Raw genomic sequence first — 24,592 nt, 5'->3', positions numbered from 1 at the left:
ATTTCCCTGTGAAGGGCAACTGGCACAAGACGTGTGTGAGAATTTTCTAACAGACACGGAGTTTATCGTTACCAGACTTAAACGATGCGACAAACTAGATAAAGGAGTTAATCATGAAGGTAGTAAACTTGTATGATTTGAAACAAATGGGAAATAAAGGTGGTTGTACCATCCAGTTGATTCATCACTTTCCTTTTGGTATGGGCTTAGGACATCTCAAAAAAGACTACATTGAATTTAAACGTGTTGGTATCGTTGATGGGAAAGCAGTAGAAGTTACTCTTCGAGAACCTTATTCGAGAGATCTACTGCAGGTTGTCAAGTCGATTAAGCAACGTCAGAAATTGATAGCTTATCGCTATAAAGAAGGAAAGCTGCTATTTGTGAAGAAGGAGGCATCAGATGTCCTCTGAACAACAGGAACGAATGGCAGTTCAATATGCTGAGCGTAGTCTTTTATTTACTGTAAAAAGTCTCTTAAAGATTCTAGAATGGTCTAGACGTCAGGCTTTATCACAGGATTCTGCCTATAAGATAGGAGTACAGAAATTAGAAGAATTGCTACAATCTCCCTATGCGATTGATACGATTAATCTGAAAAAAGATTTTTTAGACAAACCAATTGATATAGAGAAGTTTAAAGCTTTTTTAGAAAAAGAAGAGATTCCTTTAGCCATTGCTTGGCAAGGGGATTCTCTACATTTCTACACGAAAGACCGTTCAATTCTAGACAATCATTTAGACCATCTGTTAGAAAAAATGGTTAATGATCCGGAGAAATTAGCTGATTTTACCATGGATCAGTCATTAGACGATGCAATTGATGAAGCTAAATCCCAAATAATCTTTAGACAAGAAGGGGCCGTCAAACAGAAAGAGATGGTGAGATGATGTACAGTGGAAAGAAATTCCTACTATTCTCACTGTTAGGTATCTTACTAGGCTATCTTTTTCATCGTTTGACGCTTTTGTATGATTCCTATGCTGGAAATACCTTAGATAAATGGACTCATCTTCTAATGGAAGGTCAAGATGAGGTTCTTCAGTCGCCGATTTAGAAAGTTACACAAGAAATTTTGGACAAGCAGGTCTAAGTAAATTATCTCAATTAAGTAATTTTGAGAAAAACTTGGTGCTAGAAGTCGCAACCTATAACCTTTCCACTCGATTTTATATCCAATCTGAAAAAGAGAAGCTAACACCATTAAGTGAGCTTATCTTTCATCAGAATCAGGATGTCAATTTAGTCAATGTCTATCGGGTTGCGAATAATCTATCTGACCGTATTAGTAGAGATATAGAGGAGTTTCTTCTAATGGTTGATTCCAAAGAACTAAAAAAAGAGGTTCTTGAGATTCATTTTGAAGAAAAAGAAGAAGATGTTCTAGCCTATTTGGGTTCTGAATTAATGGCTACTTTAGATACCGTTACGGATCTTGTCCATCATGAAGAAAACTACACACAACTCCCACTGACACAAAAGCTGAAGATTATTACTCATTTTGATGATGTAAAAGCTAGAAGCGAAAAGTCTAAGCAAGTAGAGGAAGCAGTCTTACCTTTAGATAATATTGACCAGGTAGAAGAAAATGTGGAAGTTCATTCCCTATCTAAAGTAGATAAAATTGTAGAAGAAGCTTTGAGGGAATATCCGATTGGTTCACAAGTAAGTTATAAAGGACAAGTATTTCAGTTGGTTTCGATTGAAAATGCACAGTTAAATGACTTAGTTCGCCTAGAGCTATTCAATGATTCCAAGCAGTTATTTGAAGAGAATCCTATCTTATACTTGAACAGTTTGGAAGAGATTGAACAAGTATTGTCTCATGTAGAACTTAAAAAAGAAGATTCAGAGATTGAGATGGATTCATCAAGTAAAAGTCAGGAAATAGATTTGTTTTCCTACCTGGAAGAAGAAAATGAAAAGGAAAAGGATAAGGAAACAGATAAGGAAACAGATAAGGAAACAGAAACGCTTATTGTAGGCATAGAAGAGACGGATGTCCCTGTTCAAGATTTTGTTTTTCCAGATAATTTAGAGGACTTTTATCCTAAGACAAATCGAGAAAAGATTGAAACGAATATCGCCGTAATTGAACTTGTTAAAAGATTAGAAAAAGAGGGACGACAAGCGAATCCAGAAGAACAAGAGCTACTAGCCAAGTATGTCGGCTGGGGTGGTCTTGCCAATGAATTTTTCGATGAACTCAATCCAAAGTATGAAACAGAACGTTTAACTCTTAAGAGTTTAGTAAGTAAATCAGAATACTCCACTATGAAACAAAGTTCTCTCACAGCCTATTATACAGACCCAATGATTATTCGCCAGATTTGGCAAAAGCTACTGGATGATGGTTTTGAGGGAGGAAGGATATTAGATCCTTCTATGGGGACTGGGAACTTCTTTGCGGCTATACCTAGAAGTATACGAGAGAAATCAGAACTCTATGGGGTTGAATTAGACAGTGTGACAGGCGCAATCGCAAAACAACTCCACCCCAATACCCATATTGAAGTGCGAGGATTTGAAGAAGTGCCCTATCAAAATAATAGTTTTGATTTAGTCTTAACGAATGTTCCTTTTGGAAATTTTCGCATTGCCGATAAAAACTATGATAAACCTTATATGATTCATGATTACTTTGTCAAACACTCACTTGATTTAGTAAGAGACGGAGGACAAGTGTCGATTATCTCATCTATTGGGACAATGGATAAGCGGACAGATAATGTCTTACAAGAGATTAAATCCAACACTCATTTTTTAGGGGGAGTTCGTTTGCCGGATACGGCTTTTAAAAAGATTGCAGGTACTCGAGTGACCACAGATCTCCTCTTCTTTCAAAAGGATCAAGCAAAGAATCTTAATGAAGATGAGCTTGTTTTTAGTGGCTCTATTCTCTTTGAGGAGGATAAGCGTGTCTGGATCAATCCTTATTTTGATGGGAAATACAATACACAAGTTTTGGGTGAATATGAGGTACGTAATTTTAATGGAGGAACTCTCAATGTTAAGGGGGGTTCAGAAACATTATCTACTGACATAATGAAAGCATTAGAGAATGTGGAAGCACCTAAACAAATTGACAATTCTTTGAAAGCACCTGTTTTTATCCAAGAAGAAGTGGATAATTCTATCCCAAGTCATATACGTGAGGACTTAGCGCTCTATTCTTTTGGATATGAGGGAAATCAAATTTATTACCGAGATACGCATGGTATTCGAAAAAGTTCAAAAGTAGACGAAATTAGTTATTATGTAGACGAGAAGGGAGATTTTAAAACCTGGGACAGTTCTTTGTCTGAACATAAAATAGATCGATTCGTACAACTTCATTTGACAGATGAGGAAGCACTAGATGTTTACAAGTCAGAAGAAGCGAGTAAAAGAGGGAAATATAAGGGCTTGTTCAAAAAAACTGTATTTTATGAAAGCCCCTTATCAGATAAGGACATTAGTCGCATTAGGGGAATGGTTGATTTGAGAGAAACCTATCAATCCTTAATTGAAATTCAACGTCATCCAGATTATAGTCGAACAGATTTTCAGGTATTACTTAGTAAACTCAATCGTGAATATGACCGTTTTGTAAGTCAATTTGGATACTTGAATGCGTCCGTTAATCGGAACTTATTTGATAGTGACGATAAGTATTCCTTACTAGCTAGTTTAGAAGATGAATACATTGATTCTAAAAGTCAGAAAGTAAAATATAAAAAATCTTTAGCCTTTGAGAAAGCATTGGTTAGGCCAGAGAGGGTGATTGCAAGAGTTTCAACGGCTTTAGATGCCTTAAACTCCAGTTTATCGGATGGTAGAGGTGTTGATTTAGACTATATGGTATCAATTTATCCTGAACATAGCCAAGCTGCTATTTTAGATGAGTTAGGAGACCAGATTTTAATGGATCCAGAAAGCTATTTAAGAGGAGAAAGAAAATATCTTTCTAAGAATCAGTTTTTATCAGGAGATATTCTCAACAAGATAGAAGTAGTTCAACTATTAGTGGAGGAAAACAATCAAGATTGTGACTGGTCCTATGCTTTAGATTTGTTAGAATCTGTTCGCCCTCCACGGATTCATCTGGCAGATATTGAGTTTAAAATAGGTTCACGTTGGATTCCTCAATCCATTTATGGTAAATTTGCCTTTGAATGTTTTACCAATCGTCAATTTGAATTGTCTTCGTCAGATGTTGAACAAGTCATTGAAGTGAATCCTGTTGATGGACAGCTTCATTTAAGGACATCATTTGCTTATCGCTATCCAAGTGCCAAAGATAGTAGTCTTGGAGTCAGTGGGTCACGTTATGATACAGGAAGAAAGATTTTTGAGAATTTACTAAATTCAAACCAACCGACGATTACCATGACTGTTACGGAAGGAGAAAAGAAAAAGACCATCACAGATTTGGAAAAAACTTCGGTTCTAAGAGCGAAAGAGCAGCATTTACAAGAGCTCTTTCAAGAATTTGTCTCACGGTATCCAGAAGTCCAACAAGTCATTGAAGAAAGTTACAATCGTCTTTATAATCGAACGGTTAGTCGAGAGTATGATGGTAGCCATCTAGTCATTGACGGCTTGGCACAAAACATCAGTCTTCGTCCTCATCAAGAGAATGCCATTCAAAGAATCGTAGAAGAAAAAAGAGCCTTGTTAGCTCATGAGGTAGGTTCAGGAAAGACCTTGACCATGCTTGGTGCTGGGTTTAAATTAAAGGAGTTGGGGATGGTTCATAAGCCCTTGTATGTAGTACCCTCTAGTTTGTCTGCTCAATTTGGCCAAGAAATCATGAAATTTTTCCCTACTAAAAAAGTCTTTGTGACCACTAAGAAAGATTTTGTGAAGGCGAGAAGAAAACAATTTGTGTCACGTATCATTACAGGAGATTACGATGCCATTGTCATTGGGGATTCTCAATTTGAAAAAATCCCTGTCAGTAAGGAAAGACAGATGAATTATATCGAGGACAAACTCAATGAACTACGAGAGATTAAAACACATTCTGAAAATAAGTACACCGTTAAAGAAGCAGAGCAATCAATAAGTGGTCTTGAGAGACAATTGGAAGAACTCCAACGCTTTAATCGTGATAGTTTTATTGATTTTGAGAACTTAGGAATTGATTTTCTCTTTGTGGATGAAGCACATCACTTTAAAAATATACGTCCAATTACTGGACTTGGAAATGTAGCAGGGATTACCAATACAACGTCTAAGAAGAATGTGGATATGGAAATGAAGGTTCGACAGATTCAGGAAGAACATGATTTTAAAAACATTGTCTTTGCGACAGGAACACCTGTTTCCAATTCTATTAGTGAGTTATATACTATGATGAACTACATTCAACCAGATATCTTAAAACGCTATCAAGTTGATTATTTTGACTCTTGGGTAGGTGCTTTTGGAGAAATTCAAAACTCTATGGAATTAGCTCCTACAGGGGATAAGTACCAACCTAAGAAACGATTTAAAAAGTTTGTCAATCTACCTGAGTTGATGAAAATCTATAAAGAAACAGCCGACATTCAAACACAAGATATGTTGGATTTACCTGTTCCAGAAGCTCATATTATCCCTATTGAGAGTGAGTTAACTGAAAACCAGAAACTCTATTTAGAAGAATTAGTTATGAGGTCAGATATGGTCAAATGTGGAACAGTTGATCCGAGCCAGGATAACATGTTGAAGATTACGGGTGAGGCGCGGAAACTAGCTATTGATATGCGTTTATTGGACTCTAGTTATAGTCTAGCAGACAATCATAAACTGCTTCAGGTAGTGGATAATGTTGAAAGAATTTATCGTGAGGGAATGGAAAATAAGGCTACTCAGATGATTTTTTCAGATATTGGCACACCTAAGAAAAAAGATAATGGCTTTGATGTTTATTCTGAGATTAAGGCTTTATTAGTTGATAGAGGAATCCCTAGTATGGAAATTGCCTTTGTACATGATGCCAATAGTGATGAAAAGAAGAATAGCTTGTCTCGAAAGGTTAATGCAGGAGAGGTTCGGGTTCTTCTTGCCTCAACTGAAAAAGGAGGAACAGGTTTAAATGTTCAGAGCAAGATGAAAGCAGTTCACCATCTGGATGTACCGTGGAGACCAAGTGACATTCAGCAACGTAATGGACGTATTATCCGACAGGGAAATGAAAACAAGGAAGTGGATATTTACCACTATATTACCAAAGGTTCGTTTGATAATTATCTATGGGCAACTCAGGAGAACAAACTCCGTTATATTAAGCAGATTATGACTTCTAAGGAGCCGATTCGTGCTGCGGAAGATATTGATGAACAGACTATGACAGCTTCTGATTTTAAGGCACTAGCAACAGGTAATCCTTATCTCAAATATAAGATGGAACTAGAGAATGATCTAACTCTATTAGAAAATCAAAGACGCGCCTTTCAACGCAGCAAGGATCACTATCGTCATACAATCTCTTACTGTGAAGAAAATATGCCCATTCTTGAGAAACGATTAAGCAAGTATGAAGGCGACATTCAACAGTCTGAAATGTCGAAAGACCAATCATTTTCTATGACGATAGGTAAACAAGTTTTTGAGCAACGAGCTGAAGCAGGTGAATCCCTACACCGTCTTATCCGTCATAATCAATCTGACAGCAAAGAATTTCGAACCCTAGTAAGTTATCGAGGATTTGACATTAAAATGCTTAGTCTACCAACGAATCAGCCTCTTCCTGAAACCTTCTCTGTTAAGATTGTAGGAGAAAATCAGTATTCTGTCAGTTTGGATTTGTATTCTCCTTTGGGGACAATTCAAAGGCTTCAGCATACGATAGACCACATTAAAGATGACCAAGTGAAAACTCAGAACTTATTGGATGAATTAAAGGATAAATGGACTACTGCTAAGGTAGAAATTGAGAAAAATTTTCCAAAGGAAGAGGATTATCAAACTAAAAAGGCCGAATACGATGTACTCGCGCCATTGATTGAAACAGAAACGGATTTAGATATTATTGATCAGGCCTTACGACAATTCCACGAAAAAGGAAAAGAAAAGCAAGAACAACTTTCTTTTGAATTAGATTAAAAAATAGATATAAATAGCGGACAAGAAAAGAAAAGCGCGGTAGAATAAAGATAGAAAGAAACGAGGTAACGATTATGATGGAAGATACCTATTATCAATTAGAAGAGGCTTTGGTACAGGGATTTCAAACACCTGAAGAATACCAAGCCTACAAGGAGTTAAAGGAACATTATGAGGAAGTGACAGGGGATTACAGTTTTTCTAAACGAGAGCTCACTAGTCAATTGGAAATCGCTCTTCAGAATCATCAAGGTGTGGACTTTGAAGAACATGAAAAAGAAGAGTATTTGGACTTAGTTCAAAAATTAGAAGAGTTTGATTCCTCTCTTGCCACCCATTATCGTCAGTTGATTGATTAGAAAGGAGAAAGTCATGAATGATTTACTCCTTATCCCAGTAATTTTTTTAGCAGTAGGAGGAATTCTCATTCTTTTATGGAGACTCTTTCTTATTGCCAGTGGACTTTTCCTTATTGGTTTTATCAGTTTTCTTATTTTCGTGGAGGGCTATGGAATATATTTGTTCTTTACAGAGACCGAACTTTACACGGAAGATTTAGCACAGAATGGATTATTTGGTTTTACGACTTTCTTTATCATCTTTAATCTTGCTTTGCTTGTCTTGGCAGGCTGGGCAGGGTATAAGTGGAAGATAAGATTAAAAAAATGGAGAAAACTCTAATGGTTTTTTCTCCATTTTTTTATCTAATTGGTAATGTTGAAGATCGGAAGTGAAATGATACTTTCAAAGAATTCATTTTGGACACTAGCAAACGAAATAGAGCCCTGATGCAAATCAACAATTTGTTTTGAAATTTTTAGCCCAATTCCAGTCGTTCTAATTTTAGAAATATCAATGTTTTTAAAAGATAATTCATTAAGTTCAGCAATTTTTTCTGGTGAAGCTCCCTGTCCATTATCTTTGATTTCGACAATTACATTTGTATCTTTTTTGAATAAGTTGATTCTTATTGTGCAACCCTTTTCGTTATGTAAAACAGAGTTGTAGATGATATTATGGATAACTCTTGTGATTAAAAACTGCTCAATCATGATAGATTGATTAACAAGTGAATAATCGTAATCAAATTCAAATTCAAAATCATTCCAGATTTCTTGATTTAAAATATGGATGAGAATGTCTTTGAAGAAGGGGATAATTTTTGTTTCAGTCTGATTTAATTGAAGATGACCGGATGAAAGGCGAGCTACTATATTTAAGTCATTTAAAATATTTTGGATGTAATAGGATTCTGTCAATATTGGGCGAATATGTTTTTTAGACTGTGTATCTAGTTCAGAATCATTTAACAAGGACGCGTTAGAAATGATGACAGAAAGAGGTGTTTTGATATCGTGTGCAATTCCTGAAATCCATTGCTCTTTAAAGACTTCATTCTCTTTGAGTAGAGTATCGGTTTGATTAATTGCAGTTGTAAGATATTCTAGTTCGGATATAGAATTTATTGGATTTTTCAAACCATCTGGGAGATTCTGAATAGCAGTTACAAGAGGAGCAATTTTACGATTGATATGCGTCACACCATAGTAGTAAAGAAAAGCGAAATAAAGGCAGTTGAAAATCAATACTCCAAATGCCACTAGTGGAATTAGGCGAATACTATCTATATCTAAGTAATTATAACTATAACGAGCAATTTTATCTTTTGGAAAACCAACAACAATGATGTAGTCACCTTTTATCTGACTAAAAACAGGATAATCTGAAAGATAATAGCGAGAAAACTGTAAAATGTCCCCATAGTCAAATTGCGAAGGAACTTCTGTAGGTTTATACTGTTCGTACACTTGTTTTCCAGTATGCTTATCCAATACCATGAGCCATAACTTTTGTTCTTTTAGACTAGAAATATCATTTTTAGGTATGTGGACGTTATTTTTTGTGATAGTAATGTGTTCAGAAATTATTTTCACAGTCTCAGTAGCAGTTTGCTTTTCCCTAATGTAGAAAACAAAACTGGCAATTAGAATAATATTGGTAATAAAGATAATGATGGAAAAAAAGATAAATTTCTTTAGTGAATACCTTAAAATTTTGGTTTGGTTCATAATCATGATAACAATTTATATCCCAGCCCTTTAGCTGTCTTTAAATATTGAGGTTTTGAAGGATTTTCTTCTATTTTTTCTCGAATTTTCCGAATATGTACAGTCAAAGAGTTTTCATAACCAAAGCTATCCACTCCCCAAATCGTATCACAGAGAGATTCAGTTGAAACGATGTAATTTTTATTATCGTAAAGTTTTTTCAAAATCTTAATTTCAATTGGTGTAATAGAAATTTCTGCTCCATTTTTTTGTACTGTTGCATTCCGAAAACTCACCAAAGTCTGTCCAATCTGTATTGCTTCCTGTTCTGATTTATAGCTTCTCCGGAGCAGAGCCATAATACGATAGATAAGACTTTTTGGAATGAAGGGTTTTATGACATAATCATCACCACCAGCATTGAAACCAGCTACCTCATCTTCAGGATTATTTTTGGCAGTCAGAAAGAGGATAGGAGTATCGCCTTTTTTTCGGATATGTTTTGCTAATGTGTAGCCATCACCATCGGGGAGCATAATGTCCAAAAGGAAAAGGTCGAACTGCTCTGTTTCAATCATGTCCAAACTAGATTCTATATCATAGGCTGATGTTAGATTGGAAAATCCGTAGGCAATGAGAATATCTCTTATGGAAGAGTTTAAAATTTTATCGTCATCAATGATAAGGATGTGCTTATTCAGGAGTTGTTGTTCGAAATTCATAATCTTACCTCGCTTATCTATATTATACCATTTAAAAGAATGAAAAAAGCAAGATACTTTAATCTTAATGTAAAATTAAGGTTAGCTTAGTTTAAAATTAATCTAGCATGTCTATAATAAAGACATAACCTAGATAGAGATACTTCTCAAATAAATTTTAATCAGTGAGGTATTTCCAAATGGCTAAACAACAAATGAATCTCGTTGAGATTGAAGCAATGAATTCTCTTCAAGAATTAACTCTTGAAGAACTTGATAATGTTCTTGGTGCTGGTAGTGGAATAATTCATTTTATGCAGACAAAACAATGGTAATAGTGAGTCACCAATTAGATATTGTGAATTATGTTGATTCTATCATTTTTGTTGATAAGAGTAGTAGAGATGTTATCAAAGATACTCATGATAATTTGATTTATAGAAATCAAAATTATAGAAAATTATTTGGTTTAAAGGAGGAAGTTCATAATGATTAGTAATGTTTTACAGATAAAAAACTTACAAAAGGCATTTAAGGACACTCAGGTAGTTAACCTTAGTTCCTTATCAGTTCAACAAGGGGAGATTTATGGTTTTCTAGGTCCAAATGGAGCTGGTAAAACAACCACAATGAAGATGATTTTGTCTTTGATTTCTCGTACAGCTGGGGAGATTGAAGTGTTCGGTCAATCTATAGGTACGGACAAGCAGTATCTTAATCAAATTGGCTCTATGATTGAAGAACCGTCTTATTATCCTAATTTGACAGGCTATGAAAATCTCTTGGTCTTCCAAAAAATCCTTGGATTTGATCAGAAAAATATTCAGGAAACCTTGAAAATTGTGGGGTTAGATCAACCTAAAAACAAGAAAAAATTGGTTAAAGATTATTCTTTGGGTATGAAACAGCGCTTGGCTTTAGCCTTTGCCTTAGTCAAGAAACCGCGTTTGTTGATACTGGATGAGCCAACAAATGGGCTAGACCCAGCAGGGATTCATGAAATTCGGGAACTGATTATCAAGTTGGCAAAGGAACAGGGCATTACTGTCTTCATCTCTACCCATATCCTTTCTGAAGTAGAGCATATAGCTGACCGTGTGGGGATTATCAATCATGGTCAACTGGTTTACGAGGGAGAAATTCGTAAAATTCAGTCCAATAAATGGCTGGAAGTGCGTGGGGATTTTAGAGGTCGACGTGAAGCCATTAGCCAAGTGTTATTTGGTTATCCGTGCAAGATGTTGGAGATACAAGAGGATAAACTCAAGCTGACTAACCTTGCCGATCAGCAGATTTCTAGTTTGTTACGAGATTTAATAGTCGAGAAAGTTCCAATTTATGAAGTGAAGCAAGAACAAGAAACCTTGGAATCTATCTTCCTCAACTTAACCAAGGAGTGAGTCTTATGTTGAATAATTTGTCTATTGAATTGCTCAAGGCAAAACGAACCAAATCCTTCCTCATTAGCATACTAGTTATGGGAGTCGGATTTGCTTGGGCAATTGCAGCCGCTACACGCTACCTAAGTAATCCAGACATGCACCAGATTAGCCTAATTTTCTATATGATAAAAGAAGTAAATGGCTTGATTCTCCCTATTGTGATTGCTCTCTTTGTATCGCGGATTGTCAAGAACGAGAAGGAGGGCAACACTTTCAAACTGCTTTTGGCAAATGGTGAAAATGTACGGCATATCTTTCTGAGTAAGCTTGGACTGACCATGTTCATTTTGACCTTTCTCGCTTTTTTGGAGGGAGTAGTAGCCCAGTTGATTGCAATCTTATCAGGTCTAGAAATGCCTGTTAGCCTAATCCTCTGGCAAATCGTCATTTTCTTGCTAGCCTCTTTTGTCTTAACCTGTCTGTTTTTGACTTTGCAGTTTTTACTGAAGAAGCAGGCATTGATACTGGCATTAGGGATTTTCGGAGGATTTCTTGGAGTTGGATTTGGTCATGCACCAGCTTTTCTACAGCTGATTTCCCCTTTTGGTGGTATAGGATATCTGTCTCTGGTGGATTACCAGCAAGTCGCCAGTCAAGTGAGTTATGTTTTTGCGACAAACCTAGGATTTAAACTATTTACATATTTGCCAATAGCCCTAATCTATCTCTTCTTATCTCTCTATCTGGTTGAAAAGAAAGGAGGTAAGCTATGATGTCTTATCTATCAGTAGAATGGCGGAAAACTAAAAAATTTTCCATGTTGATGATTGGTATTTGCTTATTAGCTTTTTGTAGCCTGATTGGTCTTGGGATTTACTTTGGTGCAGCTTATTCTATGGTTGAAGAAAGTGAAAAAGTGCCTGTTTTATGGGGACAATTGACCTTCTATTATAGCCAGCTTTTCTTTCCGATTTTGGTCAGCCTTTATGTAGCCATGATGTTAGGAAAAGAGTTTGATAGAAAAAATATTGAATTTCTCAGAGCTAATAATGTCAGTCTTGGGAAATTATTGTTGGCAAAAGAAATAGTAATTATCTTGTTTATTGCTGTTTTACAGTTGTTCTTGTTTGGTATTTTTTATGTCAGTGCTCACCTAGCTCATTTAGAAATTTCTAATTTATTCACCTACCTCAAGTGGGATTTATTGGGGATTTTTGGAACAATTAGTATGATGGCAGTACAGTTTTTTGTGACAGCTAAAACTCGTGTTTTCAGTAAATCTGTGGGAATTGGTGCTATTGGTACTTTCGTAGGATTTATGATGATTTTTGTATCAGATAAATTATCTTTAATCTATCCCTACTCCCAAGCTATGGTGGCAATGCGGTCACGGAATTTGATAGACTTTAATTTAGTGGAAATAGTGCTGTTTATCATTGTAAATATTCTTCTGTGGGGGATTTTTCATACATTGAGTAATAAAGAATTGCATAAGTAATGCGAAGACTCTTCGGAGTCTTTTTCTTGTGATAAAAGCTCCAAGCTTTATCTGTTATTCTTGACCTAGTTTTTATAGAAAGAAGGTCTAATTATCAATTAGAAGAAGCCTTAGTACAGGGATTTCAAACACCTGAAGAATACCAAGCCTACAAGGAGCTAAAGGGATATTATGAGGAAGTGACAGGGGACTACAGTTTTTCTAAACGAGAACTCACTAGTCAACTGGAAATCGCTCTTCAGAATCATCGATATGTGGACTTTGAAGAACATGAGAAAGAGGAGTATTTGGACTTAGTTCAAAAATTAGAAGAGTTTGATTATTCTCTTGCTACCCATTATCGTCAATTGATTGACTAGAAAGGAGAAAGTCATGAATGATTTACTCCTTGTCCCAGTAATTTTTTTAGCAGTAGGAGGAATTCTCATTCTTTTATGGAGACTCTTTCTTATTGCTAGTGAACTTTTCCTTATTAGTTTTATCAGTTTTCTTATTTTCGTAGAAGTCTATAGAATTTATCTGTTCTTTACTGAACCGACCCTTTATATGGAAGATTTATCCCAGAATGGTCTGATCAGTTTTACAGTATTTTATGTAACTTTTAATCTAACCTTTCTTGTCTTTGGTATTTTAAAAATTATCAGTTGGAAAAGAGAGTAAAAAAACAGTTGAACAAGGTTGTTCAGCTGTTTTTTATATAGGGGCTACATTACAGAATTGTAATTATAAGGCGATGATAATGATGATTTCAAGTAAAATCATTAAGAATCTTCTTTTGGGAATATTCATGTGAAACCTCCTTTAATAAATTAATAAAAACTTTAATTATTATGGTATAATCTAGTCATATGATAAAGTATATGATTTTTGTAAGAAAAATAATTTCAAATATAAGGTTGATACCCAAATTGTTCCAAGGAGAGGTACAATCGGAAATAAGGTTAGGGTGAAATCGTTGAGTCTAAAACAACTAATTTCACTTCAGAAAAAAATAGATGAAATAAATTGTGTTACTTTTGTTGATAAGAATGAAAATTTTTTAACGTGTAGTTCTGTGCAATTATCACTATATATAACATGTTTAGGAGCAGTACAACCATGTTCTCTTTACAGTAGGAGTCTTGGAAATATATATCTGACTCCTATTAAAGAAATATGGAATAGATCGGCTTTCAATAAGATATCAAAAAACACTTTAAAAAACAGTAAGAATTGTAGTACATGTGCTATTTCTAATTATTGTACGCAATGTCCTGGTATTGCATTATCAGAATCGGGAGACAGTAGAAATTGTTCTACGATATGCAAAAAAACAGCTTTAGCAAGGAGTATAGTCTATGCAGATTTATCTTAAACCGCTGCGTTGGTATCTTTTCTTTAATCTGGTTTTTGGTGGTATTTCCAATGTCTGCACTGCCTTGCTACCCTATTTCACCCAGGAATTGGTTCGGGGGCATTATCAATTTGCCTTGTATGGCTACTGCCTGGCGGTGTTGTGCTATCTGGGTTGCAACTATATCCAGATGCGTTTGGATTGGAAGCAGGCAATTCTCTTTTCCACCCATCTTAAAAATGACTGGTTCCATTCGCTTTTGGAGTTGAGGCACCATGATTTCAAGAAGAAAACGGTGGCAGAGTACATTTCCTATCAATCAAACGACCTAGATTCCTTGGAGAAGGACTACCTACCACCTCTTATGAGTTTTATCAAGCAAATTCTAAGGATTCTCATTTACACTGTGGTGATTAGTCGCACCATCAATCCTTTGGTCGCTTTGATTTTGCTTTTTTCGACAGCTGTCAGTATTCAAATTCCCAAGATTGTGGGGAAGTTAACCGCCCAACGTCGGCAGGTTTATCTAGAAAAGCAGGGAAATTACTATCGTACTTTGGAGGATTTGCTCAAGGGACACCATCTGGTCAATCAAGTTACCCTGTCTGGCTTTCAGGACCAGCAACGAAATGCTCTCAATACCTTGCAGAATAAGTATTTGGGTTACGGTTTGACCAAAATCATGGGTATTCTGCTGACAGGGCTTTCCTTTGAGTTTATCAGCATTGTCCTTTTTGCTTATCTCGCTTACTCCCTTGCCACTCAGCAGTTGGGCATTCCTGAGGTTGTGGCTAGCTTTGGCTATATCACTGCTTTTTCGGAGCCAATCCAGGAAATCCTATACGACTTGCAAATGCTGGAGTCGGTCAAACCTGTGGTGCAAAGTTTTCAAGCAATTGTCAGCCGTCCGTCCGCTGTTCAGGCGCCTCAGATGTCTTTCGAGAGCCTGATGCTAAACCATATCACCAAGCGACTGGGGGAGTCTAGCTTGACTATTCCCCACGTTGAAATTCGTAAGGGGGACAAGATCGCCCTCATCGGCGAAAATGGTTCTGGAAAGAGTAGTATGCTTAACATTTTAAACGGGACTGACCGAGATTTTCAAGGTGAAATCTTACTTGATCATCTCCCTGTTCATCAACTCTGGGGCAAATTTGGTATGATTTTGCAACAGGAGCACACCTTTATCTCATCTTATGAAAATAATGTCACTATTTTCAAGACTTTTGAGGATAATTTTAGGGATGAAAAGTTTGAAAAGATACCACCCCAGTCCCTGTCAGGTGGTCAGCAACAGCACATGTATCTCAATCGGGAGAAAAATCGTCATAGTCCGCTAATTATCATGGATGAGCCTTTTTCTGCTTTGGATGCCAGACAATTTCAAAAGGAATTAGACAAGGTACTTAGCTTGTCAAGTGCTGTCGTCCTTACACTTCACCGTCAAGAAGAGATGCTATCACGCTTTGATCAGATTTGGGAAATTAAGGATGGGAAGTTGGTTGTCGTGAAAAGAGTTCTAAAACATGACTAACATAAGTTTTTCACAAGTTCAAAAGAGTTTTCATAAGAATATGATTTTGGATATTTCTGATTTTCATCATCTATTATCTAGTCATGATAAAACTGATCATACGTTTTCAACGCATTTCGGTTTTTTTGGGGGTCTAAATACCGTGCGCTTGTTATACTCAGGCCTCGTTTTTCCCGTTGTAAGCTCGGTGAATTTGAGACAATTATTTGATAGTATTATAAAAAATTAAGGATTCTTTTTTCAATGTAGAGTCCTTTTTCTATTGTGATACTTTTTTCAAGCTTTATCTGTTATTCTTGACCTAGTTTTTATAGAAAGAAGGTCTAAGATGTTAAATAAAGTCAAAACTAAAGCCTTAATTAGTGTTGGAGCAGTGGCTGCAACTAGCTTTATTCTCATGATGGGATATACTGCTGGTCAACATTCTACTGCTAAACAAAGTCGTAAAGAGATTGAATTGGCTGCAGCTAAACTTGTAGAGGACAAACAAGCAGAAGATAAAGCAAGTATTTTGTCATCAGATACTGTAAAAGAATTTTTGACACAGTACTATACGAAAGAAAAGCTCGGAGAAAATAATACACGTATTCAACCTTATATGACTGAATCAGCTTATTCTCAAGAATTGTCAAGTCAAAATGATGCCATGAACCAAGTGTATAAGGATTATATTTTGGATTATCATTTTGAAAAAGCTGATATCTTTGTCAATCAGACTACGAATCAAGCCATTGCTATGGTGTCTTATAATGTAACCTATGTATCCGATTTAAAGAATGCCAACCAATCAAAGACCAATCAGACAGAAACCAGAACGGTTAAGTTGTCTTATTCGAAACTACCAGGTAAGTTATTGGTCAATCAAGTACAGGTTTGGAAATCTGGGTTAGATGATTTAGATAATGCAACTCCTAAAACTTTAGAAGAATCATCATCAATACCATCACTGCCAAATACTACGACAAAATGATGATATTGCATGGGAATAGAAGAATGTAAGCAAATTTCAATTCTTGATGTAGCCAATCGTTTAGGTATCTCCTTTAAACAAGTTTCGAGCAGTGTCTATGAACATCCTGAACACGATTCATTTCGGATTTTTTCAACTACCAATACTTTTAAATGGTTTTCAAGAGATATTCAAGGTGATGTCATTGATTTTGTTCGACTTGTTAAGGGAATTTCCTTTAAAGAAGCTCTAGCCTTTCTTTCTGAAGAACCTTTTCAAAAAGAAGCTATTCAAGAAAAAAGAGAGAGACCATTTTATTATCCTTTAAAGAGAGTAGAAGATTCTAACTGCAGTTTGACTAGATATTACTTAACAGAATGTAGAGGAATCTCAGAAGAAATCATACAAAAGATGATTCAACAAGGTTTGATAGCACAAGCTAGTTGGAAAACAAATGAAACAGTTGAACCTGTTAACGTTTTTAAAAGCTTTGATCATCGCCACAAGCTGCAGGCAGCAAGCTTACAAGGAATTTATAAGAATCACTCTCTTCCTAGAGAAAGGTTAAAAACGATTCTAAAAGGAAGCCATGGACATGTTGGAATATCCTTTGACATTGGTAAACCAAATAGACTGGTCTTTTGTGAATCGTTCATCGACTTGATGAGCTATTACGAACTTCATCAACAAAGTCTAACTAATGTTCGTTTGGTATCTATGGAAGGATTAAAAAGGTCTGTTGTTGCTTATCAAACTTTACGACTAATAGCTGAAGAAAATCAGAAGTTGGAATTTTTAGATACAGTAACACCTTCAAAGTTATTGCATTTGATCAATACAATTCGTGATACCACCACCTATTTCGATAATCATCCTGATTTATTGACACTTGCGGTAGATTGTGATGATGCAGGAAAAGATTTTTCTGATAAGTTATCTCAATCAGGATTTCCTGTTTTACTGGATTTACCTAATAATGAATCTGGGAAAGAAAAAATAGACTGGAACGATATTCTTAGAGAAAAGAAATCAGATTTTCAATTTAAGCTTGAAACTGTAAAAGAGACATTTGGAAATCCACCAGTAAGACAAAACTCTCAATGTTTAGAATTGTGATAACAAAATCAAGATGTTTTAGCTAATATTAGAATGAAGGAGGATCGTATATGACCATAATCGAGCGCTTAGAAGAAAAGGTCACTAGGCAAGAAAGCAAGGTAGCAAGAGAGACAGAAAAACTCGCTGCTTACAAAGAGCAACTGGAGACAGCGATGTTTGCGACGTTCAAAAGGCGTCAAAGCATCAGTCACATGAGTTTTGAAGAAGCTCTTGACCATGCCTTTGGTAAAGAAAGACAATTCGATGATTCTGAATTTAGAAAGGATGAAATGAGTGAATGACAAAAGATTGGAATTTTAATCAACCATTAGAAAGTAAATCAGAAAATCAAGGGGATTCAGATAAAATTGCGGCCTTATTTGGAAATCATCAAGGAGGTAATGATGTAAATTATGAAGCAGCTTTTCAAAAGCGAAAACAAGCGCCTGTGACGGAATCAAATTCTAGTTCTAAACCTAAAGTTACAGAGGTTAGAACAGGAAAAGAGACAGATATCACTACAAGTTATCAGCAACATCTTAAAAGACTTATTGCGGATAACAATAGCGATATTCAAAGTAGTCAAAAGAAAATTGAAGAGCTACATACGTTGATCGACACAAAGAATAAAGACAATAAGAAATTGCAGTCCATTTATGATGCGATTTCCGAATTACACTAAGCAGTCCTGATAGGCTGCTTTTTTTGAGAGGTTATAGATGTTTACAACATTTTTTAAGAAAAATCACGACAATAGTGATGTATTTAAAAAGCTGATTCATAGACTATCTGATATGTCTGTCCAAGATCTTGAAAAAATAGACCGACTGTTAGATATCATTTTCACTCCAGATCAAGGATCAGAACAACTAAAAACAGAATCAACTTACAGAGAAGAAACTTTGGATGACACATTAAAGGAAGCTAAGAATCAACTTCATAAGGAACAATTGGAGAAGAATTTAGAGAGATTTAGGAAAGACGGAAGGAAGTAAATGTTTTGGAGTTGACTACCAAGCAGGAAAAGCAACTAGGTCAGACGCAGTGGTTTCATGCTACATTATTGAGACATTTAGAATCCTTGAAAAAAGGAATCGATGTTAAATTTAATTTAGGAAGTGAGCTAGACTTTGGACCTGGTTTCTATATCACGCCTGACTTTGAACAAGCTAGAAAATTTATTAACAAGCAAGTTGAAGTATTAAATCGAAGCACCTCTAATAATAATATTTTTGACTCTGAAGAAGAAGTAGGTATTATAGTAGAATTTCGTATTTCAAATTTTATAGAAATTTTTAAGAGCACTGACTATCATTGTCACTATTTTGCAAAATATAAAAAGTCAGAGTCAGATTTAGATTTTGCGGAATTTGTCTTTCAAAATCGGGAAAATCCAGATGAATTACAACACCATTTTGATTTTATCTATGGTGTTCAGACTGATGACAATCCAACCCAAGCTTTAGCTCGTTTTCGTCAGAATGAAATTACAAAAGAAGAAATGCTTGCTGAGTTTAGAAAACCATATTCTTTTAAACAATTATCCATCCACAACCAATCTTTTTTGTGATATAATGAAAATAGAGAAGGTTTATCAATCAAAAACAGGAGAGGAGTTACAAAAATGGCAGTAGTATCATTGGAAAATAATATTAAACTATATAGTTCAGAATTATTTCAAGCACTATTAAAAGCCTCTAATTATAAATTGGATAAGCGTATTGCTCAGACTGTTGCAGAAGGCTATGCTCGTAATCTAGATTATTCTGATCCTGAACTGATGCATGTTGGTGTAACTTCGGTTGCTAACAATCTGCTTACAAAAATTAAACAAGAGTATTTTAGAGTATTTTAATGTATAGTATTTTGAAACAAGTGACCTCAAAAGAAAGAAATTACTCTTAGCCAAGTTGATAGCTAGCAGTTCAGTTATCAGGGTTAATAGTAGCGAGTCAGTCCGCCTGACTCGCTTTTTCGTTATTTAGTTTTCCGATAAATTGTAATAAATGTCTACCAGAATAGTTCAGTTGTGTTTCGTGACAGTCGGCTTGTGACTCATTTTTGTCAAGTCAGAAATGAAACTCCTATCGGAATAAGTTAGACTGACAAATTTAGACTAAGTTTTGCAGTATTTCATGTGATAGATTAGGCTTAAAAATCTTATTTTACAGAGTTGAAAGAAGTTGCTTCATTGGCACGATTCGAAGAGCGATTGGAATGATTCTCATTTATAAAGTAATTTGAGTACGCATCCTGTTTTATGTTATCTCTATATGATATAATGAAAGAGAGGTATAAATTATGTCAGATTTAGAAATAAAAAGAATTGATATCAAAGATTTTGGTTGCTATAAAAATTACAAACAGCATAGTCAATCAGGTATCGGTAATGATTTTAATGATGGAAGAATTAATATTTTTTACGGTAGAAACTATTCCGGAAAAAGTACTTATTCGAAAATTTTTCAAAGTATTGAACTTAAGCAACTTCCAGAAAAGTATGAAAAGATAGATTTTGAAGTCAAACTAGCTAATCATAGGATTATTAAGTCAAACGAAATAGGTAGCGAGTTACCAATAGATTGCAAAGTTTTTAATCAGCGATTTATTGACGATAATATTTATCTTCACAACGACAATAAATTAAATAGTTTCCAAATTTCAATAGGTAGTGATACTAATGAAACCTTGAAAAAAATCGAAGATATACGATTGAACAAACTAAAACCTAGAAATGAAAAATTATCACAGATTAAATCGGATATAACTAAAAAACAACAAAAGACTAAAATCAGTAAAGATAGTTTAGATTCAAAACTGAGAACAACTGCTTCAAAAATCAAGAATTTAAAGAATCCCTCGGTCGTAGTTGGTAATAAATATGATATACGAGATATAAAGGAGGAGTTTGAAAAACATTCAGCTCATTTTCCTATTTTACCATTACAAGATGATGAGAAGGCTGTAGCTGAGTTAGAAAAGAATGTTGAACAAGCCAAAATACGAATTCTCGAAAAAAACATAAATAAACCACAAAAAATTGATTTAGTTAGTTTTGATAAAAATTTTAATTTCACATTATTTTTAGAAAATACGAAGAAACTTTTATCTAAAGTTGTCTCAGTAAGTAATATTTTAGATGAATATAAAGATAGTCCAGATACAATAAATTGGATTAAGCATGGTGTTGATATCCATGGAGATAATCCAGAAAAATGTGTATTTTGTGGTAATAGCATTGATAGTGACCTCATTAAAAATCTAAAGTTGGCTTTTTCTGATGAGTTAAGATCTCTGGAAAACCAATTAGTGCTGCAAAATAATAGGATAAAATCAGAAATCCAAAAATTAGATGCTATTCCAAATATTAATAAGGAAGATTATTTTAAAGATTCTGTATCTGATATTCAAAATATAAACAAAAAGATTGAAAATAATACTGATAATAGAAAAAGAGTTCTAGAAATACTAGAATCAAAAATTTCAGAAAAACAACGAGACATTTTTTCTAAAATTGAAATTAATGATTTAAATTGGATTGATTTTTCCGAAATTCAAGTTGAGATTAACTCACTATATGATGACACTATTAAACAGATAGAACAATTTGAGGATAGGAAAACTAAAAGTTTAGATTTTCTTCGAAGATATTATATTGTAAAAGAGTTCCCTGTACCTGAGTTCACTAAACTATCTCAAGAAGTTGACCAACTCCAAGAGTATATGGAAAAAATAAATTTGGAGCAGAAAATATTAAACGAAGAAAAAGAAAAATTTGAGAAAGATATTAGTGAACTTGAAGGTAGTTTAAAGTCAGAATCTGAAGCAGTAAAACGTATAAATATGATACTTCAAAATTCTTTAGCACATTCAGAGATGTCCCTAAAATCAGTCGATGATGAGGAAGGTATATATTTCGAAGTTTCTCGAAATGAAGAAAGAGAATATAATCTAAGTGAAGGAGAAAAATCATTAATAGCCTTTGCTTATTATATTACAAGATTAGAAAGTTTGTCGACAGAAGAAAAGTCAAAAACAATCTTATTTATTGATGACCCTGTCTCTAGTCTAGATGAAAATAACATTTTTTATATTTACAACCTAATTTTTTGTCTTCTAAAAAAGAAAGAATTTTTACAGTACTTCTTGTCCACTCATAATCTAGATTTCTTGAAATATACAAATAGATTTTCTAATAAAAAAGATTATTACTTAATAGAAAAGATAAAAGAAGCTGAAAATATCCCGTCAAAAAGTTATATAAAAAATTTGCCTAATTATATGTCAAATAAAGTCACGGAATTTGTATTCCTGTTTGAACAAATATATAGAGTGGCGACGGAAGATGAAGACGAAAATAATTTTTCTGTTTTTTATAATTTTCCAAATAACGGCAGAAAGTTTATTGAAACTCTTTTGTACTTTAAATATCCTGACTGTCAAACAAACAATGACAATAAAATTATTAATTATTTCGGAGGTGAGAATGCTCCGTTTATACAACGTATAAATAATGAGTACTCTCATGGAGAAGATAGGTTTGATAGAACTCGCAATCCCATTAATACATGCGAGTTTAAGCATGATGCTAGAATAATATTAGGCGTCTTACATCGAAATGATCCAGAACAATTTAAATCATTTCTCAATAATAGTAATTTAACTCACCCAGATTTTCTGGAAGATAGATAAAAATAACGACATTTCATTAAAGAGATGTACTTATACTCAACGAAAATCAAAGAGCAAACTAGGAAGCTAGTCGCAGACTGTACTTAGGTATGGCAAGGCGAAGCTGACGCGGTTTGAATTTGATTTTCGAAGAGTATTATCTCTATACTGTTGAGTGTTATGCTCCCTTTTAGGTGGCTTTTTTAGAAGTAAAGTTTAGGCTAGAAAAATAAGAAATAACGCACCAAAATTGGTGCGTTATGCTTTTTTATGCTATAATTGAATTATAAAAATAAAGGAGTTTGCCATGATTGGAAAGAACATAAAATCCTTACGTAAAACACATGACTTAACACAACCCGAATTTGCACGGATTGTAGGTATTTCACGAAATAGTCTGAGTCGTTATGAAAATGGAACGAGTTCAGTCTCTACCGAATTAATAGACATCATTTGTCAGAAGTTTAATGTATCTTATGTCGATATTGTAGGAGAAGATAAAATGCTCAATCCTGTTGAAGATTATGAATTGACTTTAAAAATTGAAATTGTGAAAGAAAGAGGTGCTAATCTACTATCTAGACTTTATCGTTATCAAGATAGTCAGGGAATTAGCATTGATGATGAATCTAATCCTTGGATTTTAATGAGTGACGATCTATCTGACTTGATTCATACGAATATCTATTTAGTAGAGACTTTTGATGAAATAGAGAGATATAGTGGCTATTTGGATGGAATTGAACGTATGTTAGAGATATCTGAAAAACGGATGGTAGCCTAATGGAAATCCAAGATTATACTGATAGTGAATTCAAACATGCTCTAGCACGGAACCTTCGCTCACTGACAAGAAGAAAAAAGTCCAGTAAGCAACCTATTGCGATTTTACTTGGAGGGCAAAGTGGTGCTGGTAAGACTACAATTCATCGTATTAAACAGAAAGAATTTCAAGGAAATATTGTTATCATAGATGGCGATAGTTTTCGTTCTCAGCATCCACACTATTTAGAATTGCAGCAAGAATATGGCAAAGATAGTGTTGAATACACCAAGGATTTTGCAGGAAAAATGGTGGAGTCTTTAGTGAGAGAATTGAGTCATTTGGGATACAATCTTTTGATTGAGGGAACTTTACGTACTATTGATGTTCCAAAGAAAACAGCACAACTATTGAAAAATAAGGGATATGAAGTACAATTAGACTTAATTGCGACAAAGCCTGAGCTGTCTTATCTGAGTACCCTTATCCGGTACGAAGAACTGTACTCTATCAATCCAACTCAAGCACGCGCAACTCCAAAAGAACATCATGATGGTATTGTAGAGCATTTGGTTGATAACCTAAGAGAGTTAGAAAACGATAAACTCTTTGACCGCATTCAAATTTACCAAAGAGATAGGACATGTATTTACGATTCTGAAACGGATGAGATTTCCGTAGCAACAGTTCTTCAAGAATGCCTCTTCGGAAAATGGAGTAATGTAGAGAAAGAGATGCTTAAATCTGGAGAAGAAAGATTGAAAGATTTAACTAATCGAAATGGTTATTAGATCTCGGATTTTAAAATAAAGTCTATTTAGTTAGGATAAAAAAAGTCTTTAAAATCAGAAAAACGCATAGTATTAGGTGTTGAAACTGTACTGACCCCCAAAAGTTAGACAATTAATTTATCCGAAGGATTTAGTTCTGTATTGTACAGGGCTAAGTCCTTTTAGTTTTACCTTAATTCGTTTATTGTTGTAGTAATCAATATAGTCTACAATGGCTTGTTCCAATTGCTTAAGCGACTGAAACGACTTCTCATAACCGTAAAACATCTCCGATTTCAGAATGCCAAAGAAGGACTCCATCATACCGTTGTCTGGGCTGTTATCCTTACGTGACATGGATGCTTGAATTCCCGTGCTCTCTAGGAACCGATGATAAGAATCGTGTTGGTATTGCCATCCTTGGTCACTATGAAGAACAGTATTCTCGTAGTAATTCTCTGTGAAGGCCTGTTTTAACATGCTCTTCACTTGTTCCAAGTTCGGTGAAGTAGAAAGATTATAGGCGATAATTTCGCTGTTGAAACCATCTAAAACGGGCGATAAATAGAGTTTCTGAGTGCTATTTGGAATGGTAAACTCTGTCACATCCGTATAACACTTTTCCATTGGTTTAGAGCCTTCAAATTGACGTTGAATGAGATTCTCTGCCTTCTTACCATGAGAAGAATATTTTCGTTTCTGTCGCATTTTAGCTTGTAAATTGAGTACTTTCATCAAGCGTTGAACTCTTTTATGATTTACCAGATAACCAC

26 protein-coding genes and 1 pseudogene are annotated in these 24,592 nt (G+C 34.8%); 24 read left to right on the top strand and 3 right to left on the bottom strand.

The features are described 5' to 3' along the window. The first annotated feature begins 113 nt into the window (after window positions 1-113). The 6 genes and pseudogenes from B7692_RS02475 to B7692_RS02455 all read left to right on the top strand — a co-directional run bounded on the left by B7692_RS02475 (window position 114) and on the right by B7692_RS02455 (window position 7,753). Window positions 114-413, top strand: a complete 300-nt coding sequence (locus B7692_RS02475; protein WP_000869763.1) for a hypothetical protein — start codon at window positions 114-116, stop codon at window positions 411-413. Further along, entirely contained in the window at window positions 403-891 is a 489-nt protein-coding gene (locus B7692_RS02470; protein WP_084929804.1) for a hypothetical protein, read from the top strand. Before B7692_RS02475 ends, B7692_RS02470 begins: the two co-directional genes overlap by 11 nt. Beyond that, window positions 888-1,058 carry a hypothetical protein gene (locus tag B7692_RS10785; protein ID WP_419991795.1) on the top strand — a complete coding sequence of 57 codons (171 nt, stop codon included), beginning with the start codon at window positions 888-890 and terminating at the stop codon, window positions 1,056-1,058. Before B7692_RS02470 ends, B7692_RS10785 begins: the two co-directional genes overlap by 4 nt. Beyond that, window positions 1,052-7,072 (top strand): annotated as a pseudogene (locus B7692_RS02465) (SNF2-related protein); the annotation flags it as partial. The gene B7692_RS10785 and the pseudogene B7692_RS02465, both read left to right, overlap by 7 nt. Before the next feature lie 74 nt (window positions 7,073-7,146). Beyond that, the gene (locus tag B7692_RS02460) at window positions 7,147-7,431 is read left to right on the top strand and encodes a DUF5962 family protein (RefSeq protein ID WP_000969637.1); all 285 of its coding nucleotides are present in this window, start codon (window positions 7,147-7,149) and stop codon (window positions 7,429-7,431) included. Window positions 7,432-7,444: 13 nt separating this feature from the next. Continuing rightward, a complete protein-coding gene (locus B7692_RS02455) occupies window positions 7,445-7,753 on the top strand; it encodes a DUF5966 family protein (RefSeq protein WP_084929803.1) in 309 nt (102 codons plus the stop codon). Window positions 7,754-7,776: 23 nt separating this feature from the next. Here the strand turns inward: B7692_RS02455 and B7692_RS02450 are convergent, their stop codons facing one another. Then, the gene (locus B7692_RS02450; RefSeq protein ID WP_084929802.1) at window positions 7,777-9,147 is read right to left on the bottom strand and encodes a sensor histidine kinase; all 1,371 of its coding nucleotides are present in this window, start codon (window positions 9,145-9,147) and stop codon (window positions 7,777-7,779) included. Next, window positions 9,144-9,842: a response regulator transcription factor gene (locus B7692_RS02445; RefSeq protein WP_084929801.1), complete on the bottom strand. Its 699-nt coding sequence runs from the start codon at window positions 9,840-9,842 to the stop codon at window positions 9,144-9,146. The genes B7692_RS02450 and B7692_RS02445 overlap by 4 nt, the downstream gene beginning before the upstream one ends. 179 nt (window positions 9,843-10,021) lie before the next feature. On the opposite strand from B7692_RS02445, the gene B7692_RS02440 reads away from it, so the two are divergent. The 18 genes from B7692_RS02440 (at window position 10,022) to pezT (ending at window position 23,840) form a co-directional block, all read left to right on the top strand. Then, window positions 10,022-10,156, top strand: a complete 135-nt coding sequence (locus tag B7692_RS02440; RefSeq protein WP_084929800.1) for a type A2 lanthipeptide — start codon at window positions 10,022-10,024, stop codon at window positions 10,154-10,156. A gap of 153 nt (window positions 10,157-10,309) precedes the next feature. Then, window positions 10,310-11,221, top strand: coding sequence for an ABC transporter ATP-binding protein (locus B7692_RS02435; protein ID WP_080976359.1), 912 nt, complete (start codon window positions 10,310-10,312; stop codon window positions 11,219-11,221). Window positions 11,222-11,226: 5 nt separating this feature from the next. Beyond that, the gene (locus B7692_RS02430; protein ID WP_049500917.1) at window positions 11,227-11,976 is read left to right on the top strand and encodes an ABC transporter permease; all 750 of its coding nucleotides are present in this window, start codon (window positions 11,227-11,229) and stop codon (window positions 11,974-11,976) included. Continuing rightward, window positions 11,973-12,701 (top strand): ABC transporter permease, encoded by a 729-nt coding sequence (locus tag B7692_RS02425; RefSeq protein ID WP_084929799.1) that lies wholly within the window; start codon window positions 11,973-11,975, stop codon window positions 12,699-12,701. The genes B7692_RS02430 and B7692_RS02425 overlap by 4 nt, the downstream gene beginning before the upstream one ends. Window positions 12,702-12,775: 74 nt before the next feature. Further along, on the top strand, window positions 12,776-13,060 hold the full coding sequence (locus tag B7692_RS02420) for a DUF5962 family protein (RefSeq protein WP_064276741.1): 285 nt from the start codon (window positions 12,776-12,778) through the stop codon (window positions 13,058-13,060). Next, window positions 13,053-13,361: a DUF5966 family protein gene (locus tag B7692_RS02415; protein ID WP_084929798.1), complete on the top strand. Its 309-nt coding sequence runs from the start codon at window positions 13,053-13,055 to the stop codon at window positions 13,359-13,361. The genes B7692_RS02420 and B7692_RS02415 overlap by 8 nt, the downstream gene beginning before the upstream one ends. A 286-nt stretch (window positions 13,362-13,647) precedes the next feature. Further along, the gene (locus B7692_RS11170) at window positions 13,648-14,055 is read left to right on the top strand and encodes an SPASM domain-containing protein (RefSeq protein ID WP_338153583.1); all 408 of its coding nucleotides are present in this window, start codon (window positions 13,648-13,650) and stop codon (window positions 14,053-14,055) included. After that, window positions 14,039-15,568 carry an ATP-binding cassette domain-containing protein gene (locus tag B7692_RS02405; RefSeq protein ID WP_084929797.1) on the top strand — a complete coding sequence of 510 codons (1,530 nt, stop codon included), beginning with the start codon at window positions 14,039-14,041 and terminating at the stop codon, window positions 15,566-15,568. The genes B7692_RS11170 and B7692_RS02405 overlap by 17 nt, the downstream gene beginning before the upstream one ends. A 328-nt stretch (window positions 15,569-15,896) precedes the next feature. Then, entirely contained in the window at window positions 15,897-16,538 is a 642-nt protein-coding gene (locus B7692_RS02395) for a hypothetical protein (RefSeq protein WP_050078401.1), read from the top strand. Between the two features lie 9 nt (window positions 16,539-16,547). After that, window positions 16,548-17,633 (top strand): thioredoxin domain-containing protein, encoded by a 1,086-nt coding sequence (locus tag B7692_RS02390; RefSeq protein ID WP_000510561.1) that lies wholly within the window; start codon window positions 16,548-16,550, stop codon window positions 17,631-17,633. A gap of 50 nt (window positions 17,634-17,683) precedes the next feature. Continuing rightward, window positions 17,684-17,917 (top strand): DUF5965 family protein, encoded by a 234-nt coding sequence (locus B7692_RS02385; protein ID WP_000152419.1) that lies wholly within the window; start codon window positions 17,684-17,686, stop codon window positions 17,915-17,917. After that, window positions 17,914-18,297, top strand: a complete 384-nt coding sequence (locus B7692_RS02380) for a DUF5945 family protein (protein ID WP_000159223.1) — start codon at window positions 17,914-17,916, stop codon at window positions 18,295-18,297. The genes B7692_RS02385 and B7692_RS02380 overlap by 4 nt, the downstream gene beginning before the upstream one ends. 37 nt (window positions 18,298-18,334) lie before the next feature. Continuing rightward, a complete protein-coding gene (locus B7692_RS02375; protein ID WP_084929795.1) occupies window positions 18,335-18,610 on the top strand; it encodes a hypothetical protein in 276 nt (91 codons plus the stop codon). Between the two features lie 5 nt (window positions 18,611-18,615). Further along, window positions 18,616-19,185 (top strand): DUF3990 domain-containing protein, encoded by a 570-nt coding sequence (locus B7692_RS02370; RefSeq protein ID WP_239822367.1) that lies wholly within the window; start codon window positions 18,616-18,618, stop codon window positions 19,183-19,185. Window positions 19,186-19,239: 54 nt separating this feature from the next. Beyond that, a complete protein-coding gene (locus B7692_RS02365; protein WP_084929794.1) occupies window positions 19,240-19,470 on the top strand; it encodes a hypothetical protein in 231 nt (76 codons plus the stop codon). A gap of 446 nt (window positions 19,471-19,916) precedes the next feature. Then, window positions 19,917-22,307 carry an AAA family ATPase gene (locus B7692_RS02360; protein ID WP_084929793.1) on the top strand — a complete coding sequence of 797 codons (2,391 nt, stop codon included), beginning with the start codon at window positions 19,917-19,919 and terminating at the stop codon, window positions 22,305-22,307. A 286-nt stretch (window positions 22,308-22,593) separates the two neighbouring features. Next, a complete protein-coding gene (pezA, locus tag B7692_RS02350) occupies window positions 22,594-23,070 on the top strand; it encodes a type II toxin-antitoxin system antitoxin PezA (protein WP_000579619.1) in 477 nt (158 codons plus the stop codon). Beyond that, window positions 23,070-23,840, top strand: a complete 771-nt coding sequence (pezT, locus tag B7692_RS02345; protein ID WP_084929792.1) for a type II toxin-antitoxin system toxin PezT — start codon at window positions 23,070-23,072, stop codon at window positions 23,838-23,840. Before pezA ends, pezT begins: the two co-directional genes overlap by 1 nt. Before the next feature lie 117 nt (window positions 23,841-23,957). Here pezT and B7692_RS02340 read toward each other — a convergent pair. After that, the coding region (locus tag B7692_RS02340) for an IS3 family transposase (protein WP_142360013.1) at window positions 23,958-24,592 on the bottom strand (635 nt) is incomplete at its 5' end.

The sequence above is a fragment of the Streptococcus mitis genome (assembly GCF_002096925.1).
Lineage (GTDB): Bacteria > Bacillota > Bacilli > Lactobacillales > Streptococcaceae > Streptococcus > Streptococcus mitis_AF.
The sequence above is the reverse complement of the archived record's forward strand: the minus strand, read 5'-3'. Positions and strand labels throughout refer to the sequence as shown.